Below are 17,599 nucleotides of genomic sequence, written 5' to 3'. Positions count from 1 at the left end.
TCCCCGCGACGGCCGGGGCATGCGCGCGGGCGCGACCTTCATCCTCGCCGGGTCAGCGGTGCTGCCGCACGTCCCACACCCAGACGCCGCCGATGAGCCGGCCCGGGCCGAACAGCGCGTCCAGCAGGTCGCGCTGCGCGGCGAACGCCGGGTCAGGGGCGGCGATCACGATCGCGGTCTGCCAGTAGGCGAGGTCGGCCGCGGCGCGGCCGCGGTCGGCGGCGCTCACCGTCCGCGGTGGCGTGCGCAGCAGCGTGTCGAGGAAGCGCGGCGGCGGGCCGACGACCGCGTGCCGGCCGGTCACGCCGCCCTCGGGGCCCAGGAAGTAGCCGCCCGACAGGCGCAGGTCCGCGCCCGTGGCCGCGGCCCACTGCATCGCCGTCCACTGGTCGAAGTCGGGGGCCGGCACCACGAGTACCGAATCGTCATCGGCGGTCGCATAGCCGCGCCAGGCGCCGGTGGTGATGAATGCCGGCACCGCCGGGCGGTCGAAGACCAGCGTGGGCGTCGGGGCGGCCGGCACGAGGATCGCGGCGACCAGCCCGGCGGTCAGCACGCGCGACGGCAGGCGGGCGGCGGCCACCGCGAGCGCGGCGATCGGCGCCAGGGCCCAGGTGGCGGCCTCGCCGAGCCTGGTCGGCAGGAGCGTGTCGAACAGCGGCAGGTGGGCGAGCGGCGCATACGGCCCCGGAACGCCGATGGGGCGGCCGCGCACGGTGAGTTCGGTACCGAACGACAGCGCGAGAAACAGCGCGCCGGTGACCGCCAGGGAGCGCACCAGCGCGTCCCGCCACCGCCAGGCGGCGAACCCGGCCACCGCGAGCACCAGCGGCCAGCCCAGATACGCGTGCTGCTCGGCGGAGAAGCCCGGGGCGGGCGGGAACTCGCTGAACCGGACCGCGACCGAGTTGCGGGAGAACGAGGTGACGCCGAGCAGGTCGGTGTGGAAGGTGGTCATCTGCCGCTCCCCGCCGCGGTAGGCGCCGGTGCCGGCGAACTGCCACCACAGCGGGTAGGCGAGCACCACCAGCGACGCGCCCGCGGCGACGGCGAGGCCGGGCAGGATCGGCGCCCAACGCACGCCGCGCCACAGCAGCAGGAACACGCCGAGCGCGAGCGCGGTGACGAGCAGCGTCTCCTCGTTGATGAACGCCTGCCACACGGCGAGCGCGGCCAGGACCAGCCCGTCGCGCACGAAGCGGCGGGAGCCGAACATCGCCACCACCCGCCACGCGATGACGGGGACGAGGAACTGGGCGGTGAGGTTGGGGTGGAAGGCGGCGTGGCCGGCGACGCTGGGCGCGAAGCCGCCGGCCAGCCCGCCCACCCAGGCGGCCGGCCGGGAGTCCACGACGTGCCGGGACAAGAGCCAATACCAGGCGGCGGCGGTACCGCTCAGGGCCAGCACGGTCAGCACGTCGAACCCGACGCCGGGGCCGAACAGCCAGGTCACCGGCGCCATCGGGAACCCGAGGCCGTACATCGTCGTGTTCGCCATCGCGTTGACCCCGGCGGGGGCGTTCAGGCGGTCGATGAGCAGCGGGTTGCCGAGCTGGGCGAGTGATCGCGCGGCGGAGGCGAGGTAGTACTCGGCGAGGATGCGGTCGCCGGGTGTGTAGGGCAGGCGCTGCCCGGGGTGCGCGAGCAGGCGCCCGCACAGCGCGGCCGCCCCGAGCACGTAACTCGCGACCGCGAGGACGTCCGCGCGCCGGGCCATCACCGGGGAGTGTAACCACACAATACGGCCGTGCGGTGGTCACACCCCCCGCGTGGCCACCGCACGGTTGTACTGATTCTCCCGGCTTGGGCACTTCGGCCGCACTCCCCAGGACTGGTGAAACGTTTTCAACACAGGTTGAGTTCGCGGGCCCAGAGCTGTGCGGCGGTCCGCTGCGGGAGGGTCGAGGGGGCCTCGGGGTGGACGAGGTGGTACTTCCGGCGGATCGAGCGCAGGTGCGTGTTCGCGGTGTCGATCGAGACGTACAGGCGGCGGGCCACCTCGGCGGTGGACAGGTGCTCGCAGCCGACCAGCCGCACCACCTCCAGCTCGCGCGGGGTGAGCTGGTGCTGGCGGCGGCGCTCGCCCGCGGCGGCGAAGATCCGCCGCACCGCCGCGCGCGCCTCCGCCGTGCCCGGCCCGCCGCCCTGCACGAACGCGCGCAGCACCCGCCGGTCGCGATCGGCGAGGTCGGCGAGCAGGGGGCGGCGGCGCAGGTCGGCGTAGAGCATCGCGGCCAGCGCCGGGGACAGGTACCACCCGTCGGCGCCGACCGCCCGCACGGCGGCGACCAGCACGGCCGGGTCCTCCGACTTCTCCACGTAGCCGGCGGCGCCGGCCGCGATCGCGTCGAGGACCTGCTCCTCCGGGGCGTAGCCGGACATGAGCAGCACCCGCCAGCCGTGCTCGACGAGGATCCGGACCGCCTGCGCGCCGGAGGCGCCGGCGCCGAGGATCACGTCGCACACGGCGATGCCGGCCGGCGCGACGGCGACCGCGGCGGCGACGGTGGTCGCGAGGGGGCGCACCGCGAAGCCGTGCGGCGCGAGCAGCGGGGTGAGCACGGTGACGAGCGGGCCGGCGACCAGGCGGTGGTCGTCGACGACGACTACGGGGACGACCACCGCAGGACCACCTTGGTGCCCTGGCCCGGCGCGGACGTCACGGCCCAGGCGGCGCCGACCGCGGTGACGGCCGGCAGCGACTCGGTGTAGCCGTGGCCGCGCGGCGTGGTGGCGGCGTCGAAGCCGGGGCCGCTGTCGCGCACGGAGATCTCGACGCAGCCGGCGTCGGCCTCGGCGAACAGGACCACCTCGGCGTCGGCGCCGGCATATTTGAGCGCGTTGGCCAGGGCCTCGTGGGCGGCGGACAGCAGCGCGGCGGCGACCGGCGGGGGCGGCTCGGCGTGGATGTACACCCTCGGCGACAGCAGCAGGCCGAGGTCGGCGAAGGTGTCGGCCAGCTCGTAGAGGCGCGCCTCGAACCCGCCCGCCTCGCCGCCCGGGTGCAGCAGCGCGCGGGCCTGGATCGCGCCCCGGCGGGCGGCGCGGCGGGTATCCCGGCGGACCCGCTGGTCCAGGGCGATGCCGTCGAAGATGGGCAGGACGCGGTCGTGCAGCGAGCGGCGGAACCGCTCCCGGTGCAGGGCCTGGTCCAGCCGCCGCGCGTGCGCCACCGCCGCCGCGGTCTGCGCCGCCATGCCGCGCAGGAGCGTGGCGACGGCCAGGCCCGCGAGGTACCACACCAGAAACCCGAGAAGGTCGGAGCCGAGCTTCTGCGTGACGGCCGGCCACACCGCGGCGCTCCACGTGGCGGACAGCGCCAGCACGGCGGCGCACGCGCGCGGGCGCAGGCCGACCGCGAACGCCAGCGCCACCGGGCTCACGAGGCTCACCGGCACCAGCTCGGTGAGCACCACGCTGCGCTGCTCGGGCAGCCCGGCCCGGGAGCCGGCGACCATGAGCAGCGCGCAGAACGCGGCGTCGGCGAAGGCGAGCAGCTGGTCGCCGCGCAGGTCGGCGGTGCGGCGCACCCGGCGCGCGAACCACCCGGCCTCGGCGGCCGCGGCCAGCAGCACGGCCACCACGATCCAGGGCCGCGGCAGCGATGGCCATTGCACGAGGGGTACGGCCAGAAACGGCACCGTCGCGACCCGGATGTAGGCGACCATGCGGGCCAGGCGCTGCTCGTTGGCGCGCACGATCTCCGCGTCGGACTCGGCCGGAATGCGCGACCAGTCCAGCGCGGCGACGGCCCGCCGAATCAGCGTCATCGATATGCATCGTGCCCCAGCCGGGCCCGCGCGGGCATCCGCGCGTCGGCCGATGCCATTCCGCGTCCGGTCGTGTCAGCCGGTGCGCGGGCCGTAACGCTCCGCCGCCCTGGCCCTCGCGCGGGCGGCCTCCACCTCGCGGTCCCGCGGCGGCGTGCGGGTCACCAGCTCGTCCAGCAGGACCCTGGTCGCCTCGGTCACGGCCCGCACGGCGGCGTCGAACGCCTCCTGGTTGACCGCGGCCGGGCGGGTCATGCCGGCGACCTTCCGCACGTACTGCAGCGCGGCCGCCTCGATCTCGTCCTGCGTCGCCGGCGGCTCGAAGTTGTTCAGCACCCGGATGTTCCTGCACATACGCCCAACGATGCCAGGCCCGCGAAAAAATGTCGCACCCCCTCGCTAATGTCCCGGGGTGTTCGATGGAGCGCGACGCGGCGGGAGGCGGATCGCATGGCATGGCTGGCGGCTGGCGGTGGCTACGAGGTCACTCTGGAGGACGGGCGAATAGCGTGCCGTAATCCCAAGGGCAAGATCCTCAAGTCGCTGCCCCCGGCGCTGCGCGAGGACCCGGCCGTGATCGGGCTGCGGCAGCTCACCGAGTGGCTGGCCCGCCACGACGCCGAGATCCTCGAGCACGTCGACCGCTGGATGATCCGCTCGCTGCCGGTGCCGGCCGCCCTGCTGGCCCGGGTGTGGGCCGACGAGGCGTGGCGGGCGGCGCTGACCGACCTCGTCGTCGTGGTCCTCGACGACGACGGCGGGTTCGACCCCGACGAGGCCGGCTTCCTGCGCGACGCGACCGCCGAGGGCATCGGCATCGTCAACCTCGACGGCGAGACCGTCCGGCTGAGCGCCCAGCGGGTCGCCGTGCCGCACCCGGTCCGCCTGCCCGACCTCGCCGACCTGCGCGAGTTCGCCGCCGACCTGGGCGTGCGGCAGTCCGTCGACCAGCTGTTCCGCCAGACCTGGACCCGCCCGGCCGACCTGGAGCCGGGCGCGACGGCCGTGCGCGACTACGCCGGCGGCACGTTCAAGGAGCTGCGCCACCTGCTGGCCCGGGCCGGGTCGCTGGGCTATCCGGTGCGCGGCGGCTACGCGGTCTGCCGGGTCTTCGAGGACGGCGCCGGCCTGGAGGCGCGCAGCTGGCTCGGCGCCGACGATCCGTTCGTCGAGGCCGAGACCGGCGACCTGGTGTTCGTCCGGCCCGACGGCCGGTCGATCCCGCTCGCCGAGGTGGGGCCGATCGCCTGGTCGGAGGGGATGCGCATGGCCGCGGCGCTCTACGCGGGCCGGGTCGTCGAGCAGAGCACGGAGGAGGCGGCATGAACGAGATCGAGGCGTTGCTCGACGAGGGTGCCGTGCTGCCGGTCGGCACGGATGCGGTCAAGGACACCGTCGACACCTTGACCACCCGGGCCTACACGCACCCGGTGCTCGGCGAGCGCCGGGTGGTCCGGCTGGTCCCGGGCACGCTCGGCGCGGCCGAGGACCTCACCATGGAGTTCCTCGGCTTCGCCGCGCCGGAGACGGTCGCCGAGATCGGCGTGGTGCGCCAGCAGGCGCTGGGCTTCCCGGCCTGGGCGCTGGTGCACGACCCGGCCAACGGCCACCACGCCCTGGCCCTGGTCAAGGACGTCGAGCGGCTGGTGCGGCAGGCCAAGTCGCGCATCGGCCCGGCCCGTGACGGCTTCACCGAGCTCGGCGACCGGCTGGCCCGGGCGGTGCCGCACTTCCTGCCGACGTTCTACGAGGAGGCCGGGCGGGCGTTCCTGGCCGCCGAGAGCCCGACCTATGCGGCGAGCATGTTCGGCCGGGCCCGCGAGGCGGAGCGGCTCTACGCGCTGGAGATCGACGAGGAGCGCCAGCATACGGTGTTCCTCGAGTTCGCCCTCGCCGGCGCGCTGACCGCGAAGGCGCTCGCCGCGCACGCCCGCGACCTGGCCGGCCGCTGCCCGCCCGCGGTCGCCTACGAGCGGTTCCGCCGGCTGTGCGTGGAGCGCACGCTGGGCGGGCTGCCGCCGTATGCGCAGATGCACGTCGACCTGGGGCGGCTGGCCAAGGCGGCCGGGCTCGGCATCGACGAGGAGGAGGCGCTGCTGGGCGAGCTGCTCGCGGCCCCGTCCATCCTGCGGGCGCCGGGCGGCTTCTGGAAGGCCTACCGGCCGGCCCTGGCCCGCCTGGCCGGGCGCGACCCGCGGGTGCGCGGGCAGCTGCTGGGCATGTTCCCGGCGGACTGCCCGTTCGAGACGTGGCTCGACATGCTCGACGAGTGCGGCGCGACCGCCGCGCTCACCGAGCCGGCCGGCGCCGTCGATCCGGCCGCGGAGCCGGCCGACGGCCCGGCCGGGTGGCTGGCCCGGGCCGACCGCAGCCGGGGCCGGAGGTGGCGGGTCTCCCGCAGCGCCCGGTTCTACGCGCTGGTCGAGCGGATGGCGCCGCGGCTGCGGGCCGACGGGGTGGCCGCCGAGCTCTGCCCCCCGTATCGCCCCTGCGACCTCGACCTGGTCGACCACGCCCTCGCGCTGGGCATCCCGCTCGCCGAGGTCAGCGAGGACGTGCGGGTCGAGGTGGCCAACTGGATCACCGACGAGGGCGAGGGCCGCCGCGACCTGGCCCTGGTCGCCGCCCACGAGGGGCTGGTGCCGCTCATCGCCGGCAGCGTCGAGCAGTATCTGAAGACGTGGTATCGGGCCGCCCAGGCGGCCGTGGCCCCCGACCGGGTCGAGCGGGTCGTGGCCGTGCCGGGGCTGCGCGCCGCGCTGCACTGGTGGCTCGATCGGCTCGCCGAGCACGTCGCCGGGCTGGGCCTGACCAACGTCGGCGAGGAGCTCGACCGGCTCACCCTGGTCGCCTGCCCGGCCGGCCTGGCGGTCAACCCGGCGGCGATCGCCCGGATCACCGCCTTCGACCTCGGCCCGCTGCTGGGCCGCACGCTGCGCGGCGGGGTCGTCGACGAGTTCGGCTGGCCGGCGCTGGAGGCCGGGCTCGCCGCCGTCCACGGCGACGCCCGCCGGTCCGGCGAGCACCTGCAGCTGCAGGCGCAGTGGCCGGCGCTGATGCTGCGCCGCGGCGACCGGGTCGCGGTCGTCGGCGACGAGCGGGTCGAGCTGGAGCACACCCTGCGCATCCCGCCGGAGGAGCTGCGCCAGTCCTGGCACACCGCCGTGCGCTACGCCGACGGCCAGCTGCTCGTGTCCTGGAACCGCGGCGACGAGCGGGCCGCCTACTGGAGCGGCACCCCCGACGACGTGTTCACCACCGGCGAGGACCTCATCGACGAGGCCGGCCAGGGGTCGCTGGCCCTGCCCGACGGCGGGCGCACCGCCGGCGGCCGCCCGCTGCACGCCGGCGACCGCGGTGCCAAGGAAGCCGGCGAGGTGATCAGCGACGGCCGGCACTACTGGGTGCAGGTGCAGGACGCCGACTACAACCGGTTCTGGCACGAGTTCGACCCGGCGACCGGCGCGCGAGGCCGCCGCTCGGTGCCGGCGTTCTTCGAGGAGGGCGCCGTCGACGGGCAGCCGCTGCAGCTGGCCTCCTGCCGGCTGCGGCCCGCCTCGCCGCGGATGGCGCAGAGCCCGCTCGGCCACCGCGACGGCCTGGTCGGCTGGCGGGTGCGCACCGTTCCCGGCGGGCAGGCCGGCGAGTCGGTCGACGGCCGCTCGTTCACCCTCGCCCTGCCCGACACGCTGCGCCGCAACGCCGAGGGCCTGCTCGCCGGCGCGATCCGCTTCCCCGGCTCCGACACCCTGCACGGCCTGATCGCCGAGCACGGCTGGCGCCAGGTCATGCTCCACCTGTGCACCGCCGACGGGCTGCGCCTGGCCACCGTCCACCTCGCCGGCGACGACAACCCGTTCGCCGAGGGCACCGCGCTGGTGCCGCCGGCGGCGTTCTGGCACCAGCTGCGCCCGCGCGACGAGGCCGGCTCCCGGGCCCTGCGCGCGCTCGGCGACGACGCGGCCGCGCGGCTGCTCGCCGCGGTGTCCGCGATCGCCGGCCCCGAGGCCGACCGGGCCGACTTCGACAACGAGGCGGTCCGGGCCGCGGTCCGCGCGGAGGTGCCGCGGCTGAGCGACCCGGCGCTGGTCGCCGGCGTCGCCGGCGTGGTCAAGCACGCCACCCGCGCGGCGCTGCGCCTGGCCCGGCTCACCGGCGCCACCGAGTCGATCGCCGCCGGCGCCGGGGCCGGGGCCGGCACCGGGGCGGACACCGCCGACGCCCACCTGCCCGGCGACGAGCTGCTCGGCAAGGCGCTGTCCATGCTGATGCCCGGCTGCTACGACCACGGCCGCGAGTGGGTGAAGGTGTTCACCGACGTCGGGGCCGTGCTCACCGGCCGCGAGCCGCGCACGCCGCTGGCGCCGTGGATCACCAACGCCGACCTCGACTGGTATGACGCGCTCGGCGCCCTGCCCGCGATCGTGATGCGCGCGGCCGCCCCGGCCACCCCGGCCGACCACCGCGCCGCCCTCCTCGACGCGCTGGAGGTCATCGCCGCCTCCGGGCTCGCCGACGGCGACGGGCGCACCCGCCGGCTCGTCCTCACCTCCGACACCGGGCGCGCCGAGCTGACGCCCGGGCTGCCGGTCGTCACCGGCGAGGGCCGAATCCTGGTGCCGTTCCAGGTCGACCCGGACCAGGGCGGGGTGACCGCGATCGAGCATGCCGCCGACGGCCGGTTCGGCCCGGTCCCCGGCCACACGATCACCGTGGACCGGCCGTTCGACCGGCGCGGCCTCGAGGCCGGCGCGCTGGCCCGGTTCGCCGCCGCCGGGCGCGCCCACGACGGCCCGGCCTCCCTGCTGCGGCCCGAGACGGTGCGCGCGCTGTCGGCCGCCGGGGGCATCAGCCTGGCCGAGGCCACCGTGCTGCTGGCCGGCACCAACTCCCACCAGCAGTGGACGGAGCGCCGGCCCGACGACTGGCGGCCGGCCGGCGACGACGTCACCGACACCGCGATCGAGATCGCACACGAGCACCTGTGGCGCCGGGACCGCGGCGCGATGGCCGCGTGGGCCGCCGTGCTCCTCCCGGCCGAGCCGGCCGGGCTGTGGACCGGCGGGCCCGACACGGCCCGGTTCGCGGCGTGGCGGGCCGCGACGGTCGGCGCCCGCACCCCGGTGAGCGACGAGCTCATCGTCGAGTGCCACCGGGCCGGCATCGCCGAGGGCCTGAGCGCCTCCGAGTTCCTGCACGGTGTCGCCAACGCGGACACCTGCCGCTGGCTGCTCGGCGACGCCAGGCCGGTCGAAGGCGGCCATCTGCTGATCAGCCTCGCCCGCGGCGTGCCGTGGCTGGGCCGCCACCTGCCGGCCGGCGACCCGATCCGCGCCGGCCTCGCCCGGGCGCTCGAGCTGATGCGGCGGCGGGCCACCGACCCGGCGTTCGAGGTGGCCGTCGGCGGCTCCGACGAGGCCGGCGTGGAGAAGGCCGCCGCCGCACTGGGCCTGACGATCCAGCGGAGCGAGACGGCCCTCGACGCCGGCCTGTTCGCGGCCGGCGCGACCGGCTACTGGCGGCAGGTCCGGCTGCGCCCGGCCCGGCTCGACGGCCTCGCCGACCCGCGCGCCGACGCGCTGCTCGCCGCGGTCGGCGGCACGAGCGCGGCGCTCGTCGCGCTGCGCGCCGTCGCCGGCAGCGACCTCGACGCCTGGCTGGAGGCGCCGCCCGAGGCGCCGCACGACCCGTCGCGCAGCGCGCCGGAGCTCGTCGAGCAGGTCGCCCGGCGGCACGGCATCGGCGCCGACGCGGCCACGCTCTACCTGCAGCTGCTCGCGCTACCCGACCCCACCGACCGCAACGTCGCGGCCTGGACCGGGTGGAAGCCGGCCCGGCTCAAGGCCGCCCGCGCCGAGCTCGCCAGCGGCGAGCTGGTCGTGGAGGCCAAGCGACCCCGCGCCGGCCGGTCGCTCTTCCTGCCCGGCGGGTGGCTGGCCTGGCGGGCGCCACTGCCGCCGCTGGAGCGCTGGAAGCTGCCGCTGCTCATCGGCGCGACCGACCAGGGCACCCGGCTCGGTGCCCTGGTGCCGCTCGCCCCCGCGCCGAAGCTGTTCCACCTCGCCTGGGCCCGGGTGGTCGACGGCGACCACCCCCGCTTCGAGGAACTCACCACGAGAGGCCGCCGATGACCGCCACCGTGACCAGCCCCCGGCAGGTCGACCCCGCCGAGCACGCCCACGCGGCGGAGCTCGAGTTCCTGGCCGCCTACGACGACGGCGCCCGGCCGCCCGGCTGGCGGCTCACGCCCCGGGCCGTGGTCACCTTCATCGTCGGCAGCGACGGCCAGCCGCTGACCCTGCCCAAGGGCTCGAGGCCGGCCGGGGTGCCGGCCAAGCTGGAGATCCCGCGCAAGTTCGTCGGCGACCGGGCCCTGGTCGAGCGCTGCGTCGTCACCCTCGCCGGCGAGCGCGGGCTGCTGCTCGTCGGCGAGCCCGGCACGGCCAAGTCGATGCTGTCCGAGCTGCTCGCCGCCGCCGTGTGCGGCACCAGCGAGCTGGTCGTGCAGGGCACCGCGGGCACCACCGAGGACCAGCTGCGCTACGGCTGGAACTACGCGCTGCTGCTCGCCCACGGCCCCAGCCCGGAGGCGCTCGTGCCCTCCCCGGTGCTGACCGCGATGCGGGCCGGTGGGGTGGCCCGGATCGAGGAGATCACCCGCTGCCTGCCCGAGGTGCAGGACGCGATGGTGTCGATCCTGTCCGACCGGCGCATCGCGGTGCCGGAGCTGGCCGGCACCGACGGCGCCACCGTCCACGCCGCGCCCGGCTTCACCCTCATCGCCACCGCCAACCTGCGCGACCGCGGCGTGTCGGAGATGTCCGCGGCGCTCAAGCGCCGGTTCAACTTCGAGACCGTCGGCCCGATCCCCGACCTCGCCGCCGAGACCGCGCTCGTCGCCCGGCAGGCCCGCGCCGCGCTGGAGCGGGTGCGCACGCCGTTCGCGGTCGACGAGGCGGTCCTCGAGGCGCTCGTCACGGCGTTCCGCGACCTGCGGGCCGGCCGCTCGGTCGAGGGCTGGGAGGTGGAGCGCCCCTCCACGGTGATGAGCACCGCGGAGGCGGTCGCGGTGGCCACCTCGCTGGGCCTGGCCGCCGCCTACTTCCCCGGCGACCGCGACGTGCTGTCCCTGCTCCCCGCCCACCTGCAGGGCGCGGTCTGCAAGGACGACCCGGCCGACCTGGCGAAGCTGCTGGGCTACTGGGACGGCGCGGTCCGCCGCCGGGCCGAGGACGGTGCGCGCCTGTGGCGCCGGCTGTGGGAGCTGCGCGATGTCCTCCAGTCCTGACGCCGCGCTGGCCGAGCTGGCCGGCTCCACCGCGCCGTATGTCATCGGCGTCCGCCACCACTCCCCCGCGCTGTCCGTCGTCATCGAGGAGCTGCTCGACGGCTTCGGCCCCGAGGTGCTGCTGCTGGAGCTGCCCGCCGAGTTCGCGTCCTGGCTGCCGTGGCTGGCCGATCCGGCCACCGCGGCGCCGGTGGCCCTCGCCGGCGTGGCGGGCCCCGACGCGGCGCCGGCGTTCTACCCGTTCGCCGACTTCTCGCCGGAGCTGGTCGCGGTGCGCTGGGCAGCCCGCAACGGCGTGCCGGTCGTGCCGTGCGACCTGCCGCTGGCCGCGCCCAGCTGGCACGAGCGCCACCCGGCCTCCGCGGCCGGGGTCTCTTCCGCTCCCGCGGTGTCCTACGCCGAGGCGTTGCAACGCTCGGCGACCGGGCGGGGCGGCGAGGACATGTGGGACCGCGTCGTAGAGGCGCGGGCGCCCGGCGCCGCGGCCGAGGCGGTCCGCCGGGCCGCGCTGCTCGTGGGGTGGGCGATGCGCCGCGACGCCGCCGACGGGCCGGGCATCGACGGGCTCGACCTGCGCCGCGAGGCGTGGATGCGCCGCTGCCTGGCCGAGGCCGGCGACCGGCGGGTGGCCGCCGTCGTCGGCTCCTTCCACGCCGCGGCCCTGCTCTCCACGCCGTCCACTTCCTCCGGACCGGCGGCGGGCGGCCCGGCACCGGCGGGCGGGGGCGACGCTCCGGCCCCGCTCTCCGCGCCGGCCGCGGATTCGTCCGCTTCGTCCGGACCGGCGGCGGGCGGCCCGGCGCCGGCGGGCGGGGGCGACGCCGCGGCCCCGCTCTCCGCGCCGGCCGCGGATTCGTCCGCTTCGTCCGGGCCGGCGGCGGGCGGCCCGGTGCCGGCGGGCGGGGGCGTGGTGACGTCGCTCGTGCCGTATAGCTTCGCCCTGCTCGACGCCCGCTCCGGCTATCCGGCCGGCATCCGCGACCCGCGCTGGCAGCAGGCGGTCGTCGGGGCCGGCGGCCGGCCCGAGTCGGTCGAGGCGGCGGCGCTGTCCGCCGTGGTCGAGGTGTGCTCCCGGGTGCGGGCCGGCGGCCACCCGGCCGGACCGGCCGAGGCGCGCGAGGCGTTCCGGCTCGCCGCCGACCTGGCCCGGCTGCGCGGCCTGCCGGCCCCCGGCCGCGGCGAGGTGGTCGAGGCGCTGCAGAGCGTGCTCGCCGACGGCGAGGTGCTCGGCCGCGGCCGGGTCGTCGCCGCCGCGATGGAGGCCGTCCTCGTCGGCGACGTGCGCGGCACCCTGGCCCCCGGCGCCCCGCGCTCCGGCCTGCGCCCCGCGGTTCAGGCCCTGCTGGCCGAGCTGCGCCTGCCCGGCCCTGGCGAGCGGACCAAGGACCTGCGCCTCGACCCGCTGCGCTCCGACCTCGACCGCCGCCGCGACGTCGCGCTGCGCCGGCTCGCCGTGTGCCGCGTCCCCTACGCGGCGCCGGCCACCGTCGAGGGCACCGGCGGCGTTGACGCCCTCACCACCCGCTGGACCATCGAGTGGACGCCCGGCACCGAGGCGATGCTCGACGTGGCCGGCCTGCGCGGGGTGACCCTCGCCCAGGCCGCCGAGGGCGCGCTGCGCGAGCGCCGCCGGGCCGAGGAGCCGACCGCCGCCCTGATCATTTCCGGTCTCGCCACCGCGGCCGAGTGCGGACTGCCCGGCCTGGCCGCCGAGCGCCTGGCCGAGCTTTCCGACCAGGTCCCCTCCAGCGCGACGCTGGAGGAGCTCATGGCCGCCCTGGCCCTGCTCGACCGCCTCCGCAACGGCCACGTCCCCGGCCTGCCCGCCGAGGCCGCCGCCGCCCTGGCCGACCTGCCGGCCCTCGCCGCGACGCTGGAGGAGGCGGCGGTCCGCCAGATCGACGGCCTCGCCGGCTCCGACGACCTGGCCGACGTCCGCGCCCTGGTCGCCCTGGCCCGCCGCGCCGACGCCGCGGGCGTGGGCCTGCGCCTGGCCGCCGCCCTGCACCACCTGGCCGCCACCGGCACCCCGACGATGGCCGCCGCGGCGGGCGCCGTCGCGGTGCTGCTCGGCCTGGACACCCCGGCCGCCCTGGGCACCCGCGTCGCCTCGTGGGTCGACGCCGCCGCCGCGGACGCCGCCCGCCGCCGCCTGCTCGGCCACCTGCGCGGCCTCCTCGCCGCCGCCGAGCCGCTGCTGCAGGCCGCCCCGGAGACCTTGGACGGCCTGCTCGACCGCGTGTCGTCCCTGCCGGACGCGGCCTTCCTGTCCCGCCTGCCGGCCTTGCGCGGCGGCTTCCAGACCGCCAGCCCGGCCGCTCGCGACCGCCTGCTCGCGGTGGTCCGCGACCGCCTGGGCGACGCCCAGTCCCTGGACCTGACCACCCCCGACCCGTCGGGCCTGCTGCACCGCTTGCTCGCCGACCGCGCCGGCCGCGCCGCCGCCGACGCCCTCGGCCTGCTGCCCCCACCCACCGCAACCACCCCCGGCCCGCCACCCCCGCCCACCGCGACCACCTTCAGCACGCCGCCCCCGCCCACCGCGACCCCCGCCGGCCCGCTGCCCCCGCCCGTCGCGACCCCCGCCGGCCCGCTGCCCCCGCCCGTCGCGGCCGTCGCCGGCTCGCCGCTCACGCCCACCGCGACCGCCGCCGGGGCGGCCGCGGCCGCTGTGGCTGCCATGCCGAGCGCGTCCGCGTCGGCTGCGAGCGGCGCGGAAAGCACGGAAGCCGCGCTCACCGCGGCCGGCGCCCAGGGCACGACCAGCGCGGAGGCCGCCCCAAGCAGCGCCACGCCGCACGGCACGGGCGACGCCCCGCACGGCACGGGCGACCCCCCGCACGGCACGCGGGGTGCGTCGCTGGTCGGGGCGTTGCGTCCGCTCGTGGCCGTGCAGGCTGCGGGCGGCGCGGACGGCTTTGCCGCCCACATTTCGGAAATATCCGATTCGCCGGCAGAAGCCGGGCCGCGTGATAGCGGTGAGCGGACGCTCTCCGCTGTTGATCGGTGGCGGCTGGTGCTCGGGCGGCAGGAACTGGAGATGGGCGGAGCGGCGCGGCGGTTTGCGACGGCGCTCGACGAGCTGTACGGGGCCGGGCACGGGGAAGGGTCCGCCGCCGATGCGGCCGGGCGGGCCGGGCGGGAGGCGCCGTTCCCCGGGGTTCGGGAATGGGCCGAGGAGTTGTCCGCGCTGTTCGGGCCGGGCGTGCGCGAGGAGGTGCTGGCGCGGGCGGCGGAGGCCGGGCGCAGCGACGCGGTGCTCCTGCTCGATCCGGAGGCGGTCAACCCGTCGGTGGAGCTGCTGCAGACGGTGTTGTCGCTGGCCGGCGGGCTGCCCGAGAGCTCGGTGGCGCGGTTGCGGCCGCTCGTCGCGCGGATCGTCGAGGCGCTGACGCGGCGGCTGGCGACGCGGCTGCGGCCGGCGCTGGCCGGGATCGCGACGCCGCGGCCGACGTACCGGCCGGGCGGGCCGCTGGACCTGCCGCGCACGCTGCGGGCCAACCTGGCGAACCTGCGCCGCGACGCGGACGGGCGGGTCCAGGTGATCCCGGAGCGGCCGGTGTTCCGCACGAGGGCGCGGCGCGGGGTCGACTGGCGGCTGGTGCTCGTGGTGGACGTCTCCGGCTCGATGGAGGCGTCGATCATCTGGTCGGCGCTGACCGGAGCGATCCTGGCCGGGGTGCCGGCGCTGACGACGCACTTCGTGGCGTTCTCGACGGAGGTCGTCGACCTCACCGACCGGGTGAGCGACCCGCTGAGCCTCCTGCTGGAGGTCAGGGTCGGCGGCGGTACCCACATCGCCAAAGGGCTTCGGCACGCTCGGAGTCTGGTGACGGTACCGTCGCGGACACTCGTCGTGCTGGTCAGCGACTTCGAGGAGGGGTACCCGGTCGGGGGCCTGCTCGCCGAGGCCCGGGCGCTCGTCGAGTCGGGCGTGACCGTGCTCGGGTGCGCGAGCCTCGACGATGCGGGGCGGCCTCGATATTCGGTGTCGATCGCCTCGCAGCTCGTGGCGGCCGGGATGCCGGTCGCCGCGCTCAGTCCGCTGGAGCTGGCCCGCTGGGTCGCGGAGAAGGTGCGGCCATGAACGCTTCCCTGCCCCCGATCGACGCCCAGGTCCTGGTCGCGGCCGTCGAGGCGCTGCCCGCCCGGCTGCGCAAGAAGCTCGACGACACCGCCGCGAAGCTCGCGGACCGTCCCGTGACGCGCGACGGCGACCGGACCACCGTCACGATCGACGACGCCACGACCGTGACCCTGTTGGCGTCGGCCGATGCGGTCCGAGACGCGGAGTCGGTGACGTGCACCTGCCTGCTCGCGCCGAACTGCCTGCACCGCGCGGCCGTGCTCTCGCTGGCCCCGGTCTGGGATCCCGCCTCCGCGCCGGCCCCCGCCGATCCGGCCCCCGCCCCCAGCGACGACGGCCCGGGCGCGCCCGCAGGGGGCGGCGCCGAGAGCGCGGTCGACGAGCGGGTCGACGACGTTGGGCCGGTGGAGGGCGCGGCCGAGCTGACGGTGCAGCAACGGGCGGCAGTGGAACAGCTGTGGCGGGCGGCCGCCGCGGTGCTCGCCGACGGCGTGACCGGGTCGGGCACGGTCGCGCGGGCCGCGCTGCTGCGGGCGGCGCACGAGGCGCAGGCGTGCCGGGTGTACCGGCCGGCGGCCGCGGCGCGGATCGTGGCCGCGCTGCTGCAGGCGGGGCGGGCCGGTGACGCGCACTACCGGCTCGGGGACCTCGCCGACGCGCTGCGGGAGCTGCTCGACGTCACTCACCGGCTGCACACCGGCCAGGCCGGCGCCTTCGGGCAGGGGCTGCTGGGCAGTGCGCGGCGGCAGTACCACCTCGAGGGGAGCCTGCGGCTGTACGGCCTGTTCACGACCGCGGTGCTGGCCGGCACCGGGCATGCCGGGGTGGTCACGTATGCGGCCGACCGGCGGGGGCGGCTGTGGATGGTCGCCGACGTCATGCCCGGCGACGCGCGGCGGGCGGCCCGGGCCGGAAACGCGACCGTCGCCATGGGTGAGACCGCGCTCACGCATCGAGGGCTGACGCGGGCCGGGCTGGTCGTGTCCGGGGCCACGGCATCGGACAGCCGGCAGCTCGGGGCCGGGCGGGCGGTGCGGGCCGTCACCGCGTCGGGGGCCAGCTGGCACGAGGAGCCGCTGGCCGGGCTGTGGGCCGAGCCGGTCGCGGACCAGGTGCACCGGGCGTTCGCGGCGCTCGCCGTGCCGGTGACGGACCGCCCGGCCGGCGACGACCTGCTGTTCCTGCGGTTGACGATCCGCGGCACCGACGGCGACGCCGTGGTCGCCGAGGAGGCCGGGGGCATGCCGCTGACGTTGCGGGTCGCGGCGGAGCATCCGGCCCTGGGCTACCGGGACAACCTGCGCGTCCTCGGCCGGGCCGCGGGCCTCGAACTGCTCCTCATCGCCAGGCCGGACCCGGGGCGGCCGGGCACCGTGCTGCCGCTCGCGGTGGCGCCGCCGGAGGCCGGCGGGTGGCACCTGCCCGCGCCGTACGACGGCCACGCCGACCTCGCCTTCGACCGGCTCCACGGCAGCCAGTTCCCGCAGTCCCCCGCCCTGCCCGGCCTCCCACCCGTCGCGGCTCCCGACGACGCACCCCTCACCCCGCCCAACGCCGACCCGGACCCCGGCACCGACCCCAACGCCGGCAACGATGCCGAGGGCACCCGCGACAGCACCGACGGCAACGGTGACGAAGGCAACGCTGGCGAAGGCAACGGTGGCGGTGACGACGGCGGAAGCAGCGACGGCAACGCTGGCAGTGACGGCAGCGGCGACGGGGACGACGGCAACGACCGCGAAGCCGACGGCAGCGGCGACGGCAACGGTGGCGGTGACGGCAACGGTGACGGTGACGGTGACGGCAACGGTGACGGCAACGACCGCGACGGCGATGGCAGCAACGGTGGCGGTGACGACGGCAGCGGCGATGGGGGCGACGGCGGAGGCGGCAGCGGCGTTCACGGTGACGGCGACGGGGGTGGGTGGCGGCCGGTGGTGAGTGATCCGGCGCTGCATCTGCTGCGGACGCAGGTCGAGCGGACCGTGGCCGGCGGCCGGGCGATGCTCACCATGCCGGGCGGGCGCGGGTCAGCCGACGCGGCAAGGCTGCGGCGGGCCCGGCTGGAGACCGGGGCGGCGCTGCTCGATCGGCTGGCGAGTGCGGCGGCGGATCGGCCGCGGGATGCGTTCGGCCGGCTGGCGGACGACGACGGTACGGCGTTCGCGCGGGCGTGGCTGGGGGCGGCGGCGTATGCCGACGCGGCCGGGCGGGCCTTCGCCGAGGCGTCCTGGCTGCCTGGCGACCCGCACTTGGGCGCCGGCTGACCGGCCGCGGTCACCGACAGAAAGTCTCCGCGATCATGCAGGCGATCGCCCGACACCGGCGGTTTGCCATGATCGCGGAGACATATGGTACCTATGGGTCAATGCCACTTAGCTTAAGTTGATCTTGTGGTGAGGGTGATGGTGGCTGGCCCGGCGTGGCGTACGCCGATGTCGGTGGCCCGTTTGA

Annotated in this window: 9 protein-coding genes; 5 read left to right on the top strand and 4 right to left on the bottom strand. The window is 77.1% G+C overall.

Annotated features, from left to right (window positions below; translation table 11 throughout):
- Window positions 1-52: 52 nt before the first annotated feature.
- The 4 genes from ACQPXD_RS20310 to ACQPXD_RS20295 form a co-directional block, all read right to left on the bottom strand.
- Window positions 53-1,717 (bottom strand): hypothetical protein, encoded by a 1,665-nt coding sequence (locus tag ACQPXD_RS20310; RefSeq protein ID WP_432840725.1) that lies wholly within the window; start codon window positions 1,715-1,717, stop codon window positions 53-55.
- A gap of 128 nt (window positions 1,718-1,845) precedes the next feature.
- Window positions 1,846-2,622 carry a response regulator gene (locus tag ACQPXD_RS20305; RefSeq protein ID WP_432840723.1) on the bottom strand — a complete coding sequence of 259 codons (777 nt, stop codon included), beginning with the start codon at window positions 2,620-2,622 and terminating at the stop codon, window positions 1,846-1,848.
- Window positions 2,607-3,770, bottom strand: a complete 1,164-nt coding sequence (locus ACQPXD_RS20300; RefSeq protein WP_432840721.1) for an ATP-binding protein — start codon at window positions 3,768-3,770, stop codon at window positions 2,607-2,609. The genes ACQPXD_RS20305 and ACQPXD_RS20300 overlap by 16 nt, the downstream gene beginning before the upstream one ends.
- A gap of 75 nt (window positions 3,771-3,845) precedes the next feature.
- Window positions 3,846-4,124: a DUF2277 domain-containing protein gene (locus tag ACQPXD_RS20295; protein WP_432840719.1), complete on the bottom strand. Its 279-nt coding sequence runs from the start codon at window positions 4,122-4,124 to the stop codon at window positions 3,846-3,848.
- A gap of 96 nt (window positions 4,125-4,220) precedes the next feature.
- Here ACQPXD_RS20295 and ACQPXD_RS20290 point away from each other — a divergent pair, with 96 nt between their 5' ends.
- From ACQPXD_RS20290 to ACQPXD_RS20270, 5 genes are read left to right on the top strand one after another with little or no spacing between them, the layout of a single operon-like run.
- Window positions 4,221-5,096, top strand: a complete 876-nt coding sequence (locus tag ACQPXD_RS20290; protein ID WP_432840717.1) for a DUF4132 domain-containing protein — start codon at window positions 4,221-4,223, stop codon at window positions 5,094-5,096.
- Entirely contained in the window at window positions 5,093-9,901 is a 4,809-nt protein-coding gene (locus ACQPXD_RS20285) for a hypothetical protein (RefSeq protein ID WP_432840715.1), read from the top strand. The genes ACQPXD_RS20290 and ACQPXD_RS20285 overlap by 4 nt, the downstream gene beginning before the upstream one ends.
- Window positions 9,898-11,058, top strand: a complete 1,161-nt coding sequence (locus tag ACQPXD_RS20280; RefSeq protein WP_432840713.1) for an ATP-binding protein — start codon at window positions 9,898-9,900, stop codon at window positions 11,056-11,058. Before ACQPXD_RS20285 ends, ACQPXD_RS20280 begins: the two co-directional genes overlap by 4 nt.
- Window positions 11,042-15,145 carry a DUF5682 family protein gene (locus ACQPXD_RS20275; RefSeq protein WP_432840711.1) on the top strand — a complete coding sequence of 1,368 codons (4,104 nt, stop codon included), beginning with the start codon at window positions 11,042-11,044 and terminating at the stop codon, window positions 15,143-15,145. The genes ACQPXD_RS20280 and ACQPXD_RS20275 overlap by 17 nt, the downstream gene beginning before the upstream one ends.
- Window positions 15,142-17,412, top strand: a complete 2,271-nt coding sequence (locus tag ACQPXD_RS20270; RefSeq protein ID WP_432840709.1) for a hypothetical protein — start codon at window positions 15,142-15,144, stop codon at window positions 17,410-17,412. Before ACQPXD_RS20275 ends, ACQPXD_RS20270 begins: the two co-directional genes overlap by 4 nt.
- Window positions 17,413-17,599 lie beyond the last annotated feature (187 nt).

The organism is Dactylosporangium sp. CA-092794 (assembly GCF_050948465.1).
Classification (GTDB): Bacteria; Actinomycetota; Actinomycetes; order Mycobacteriales; family Micromonosporaceae; genus Dactylosporangium.
Note: the sequence above shows the minus strand (reverse complement) of the source record. Positions and strands in the feature narration are given on the sequence as shown.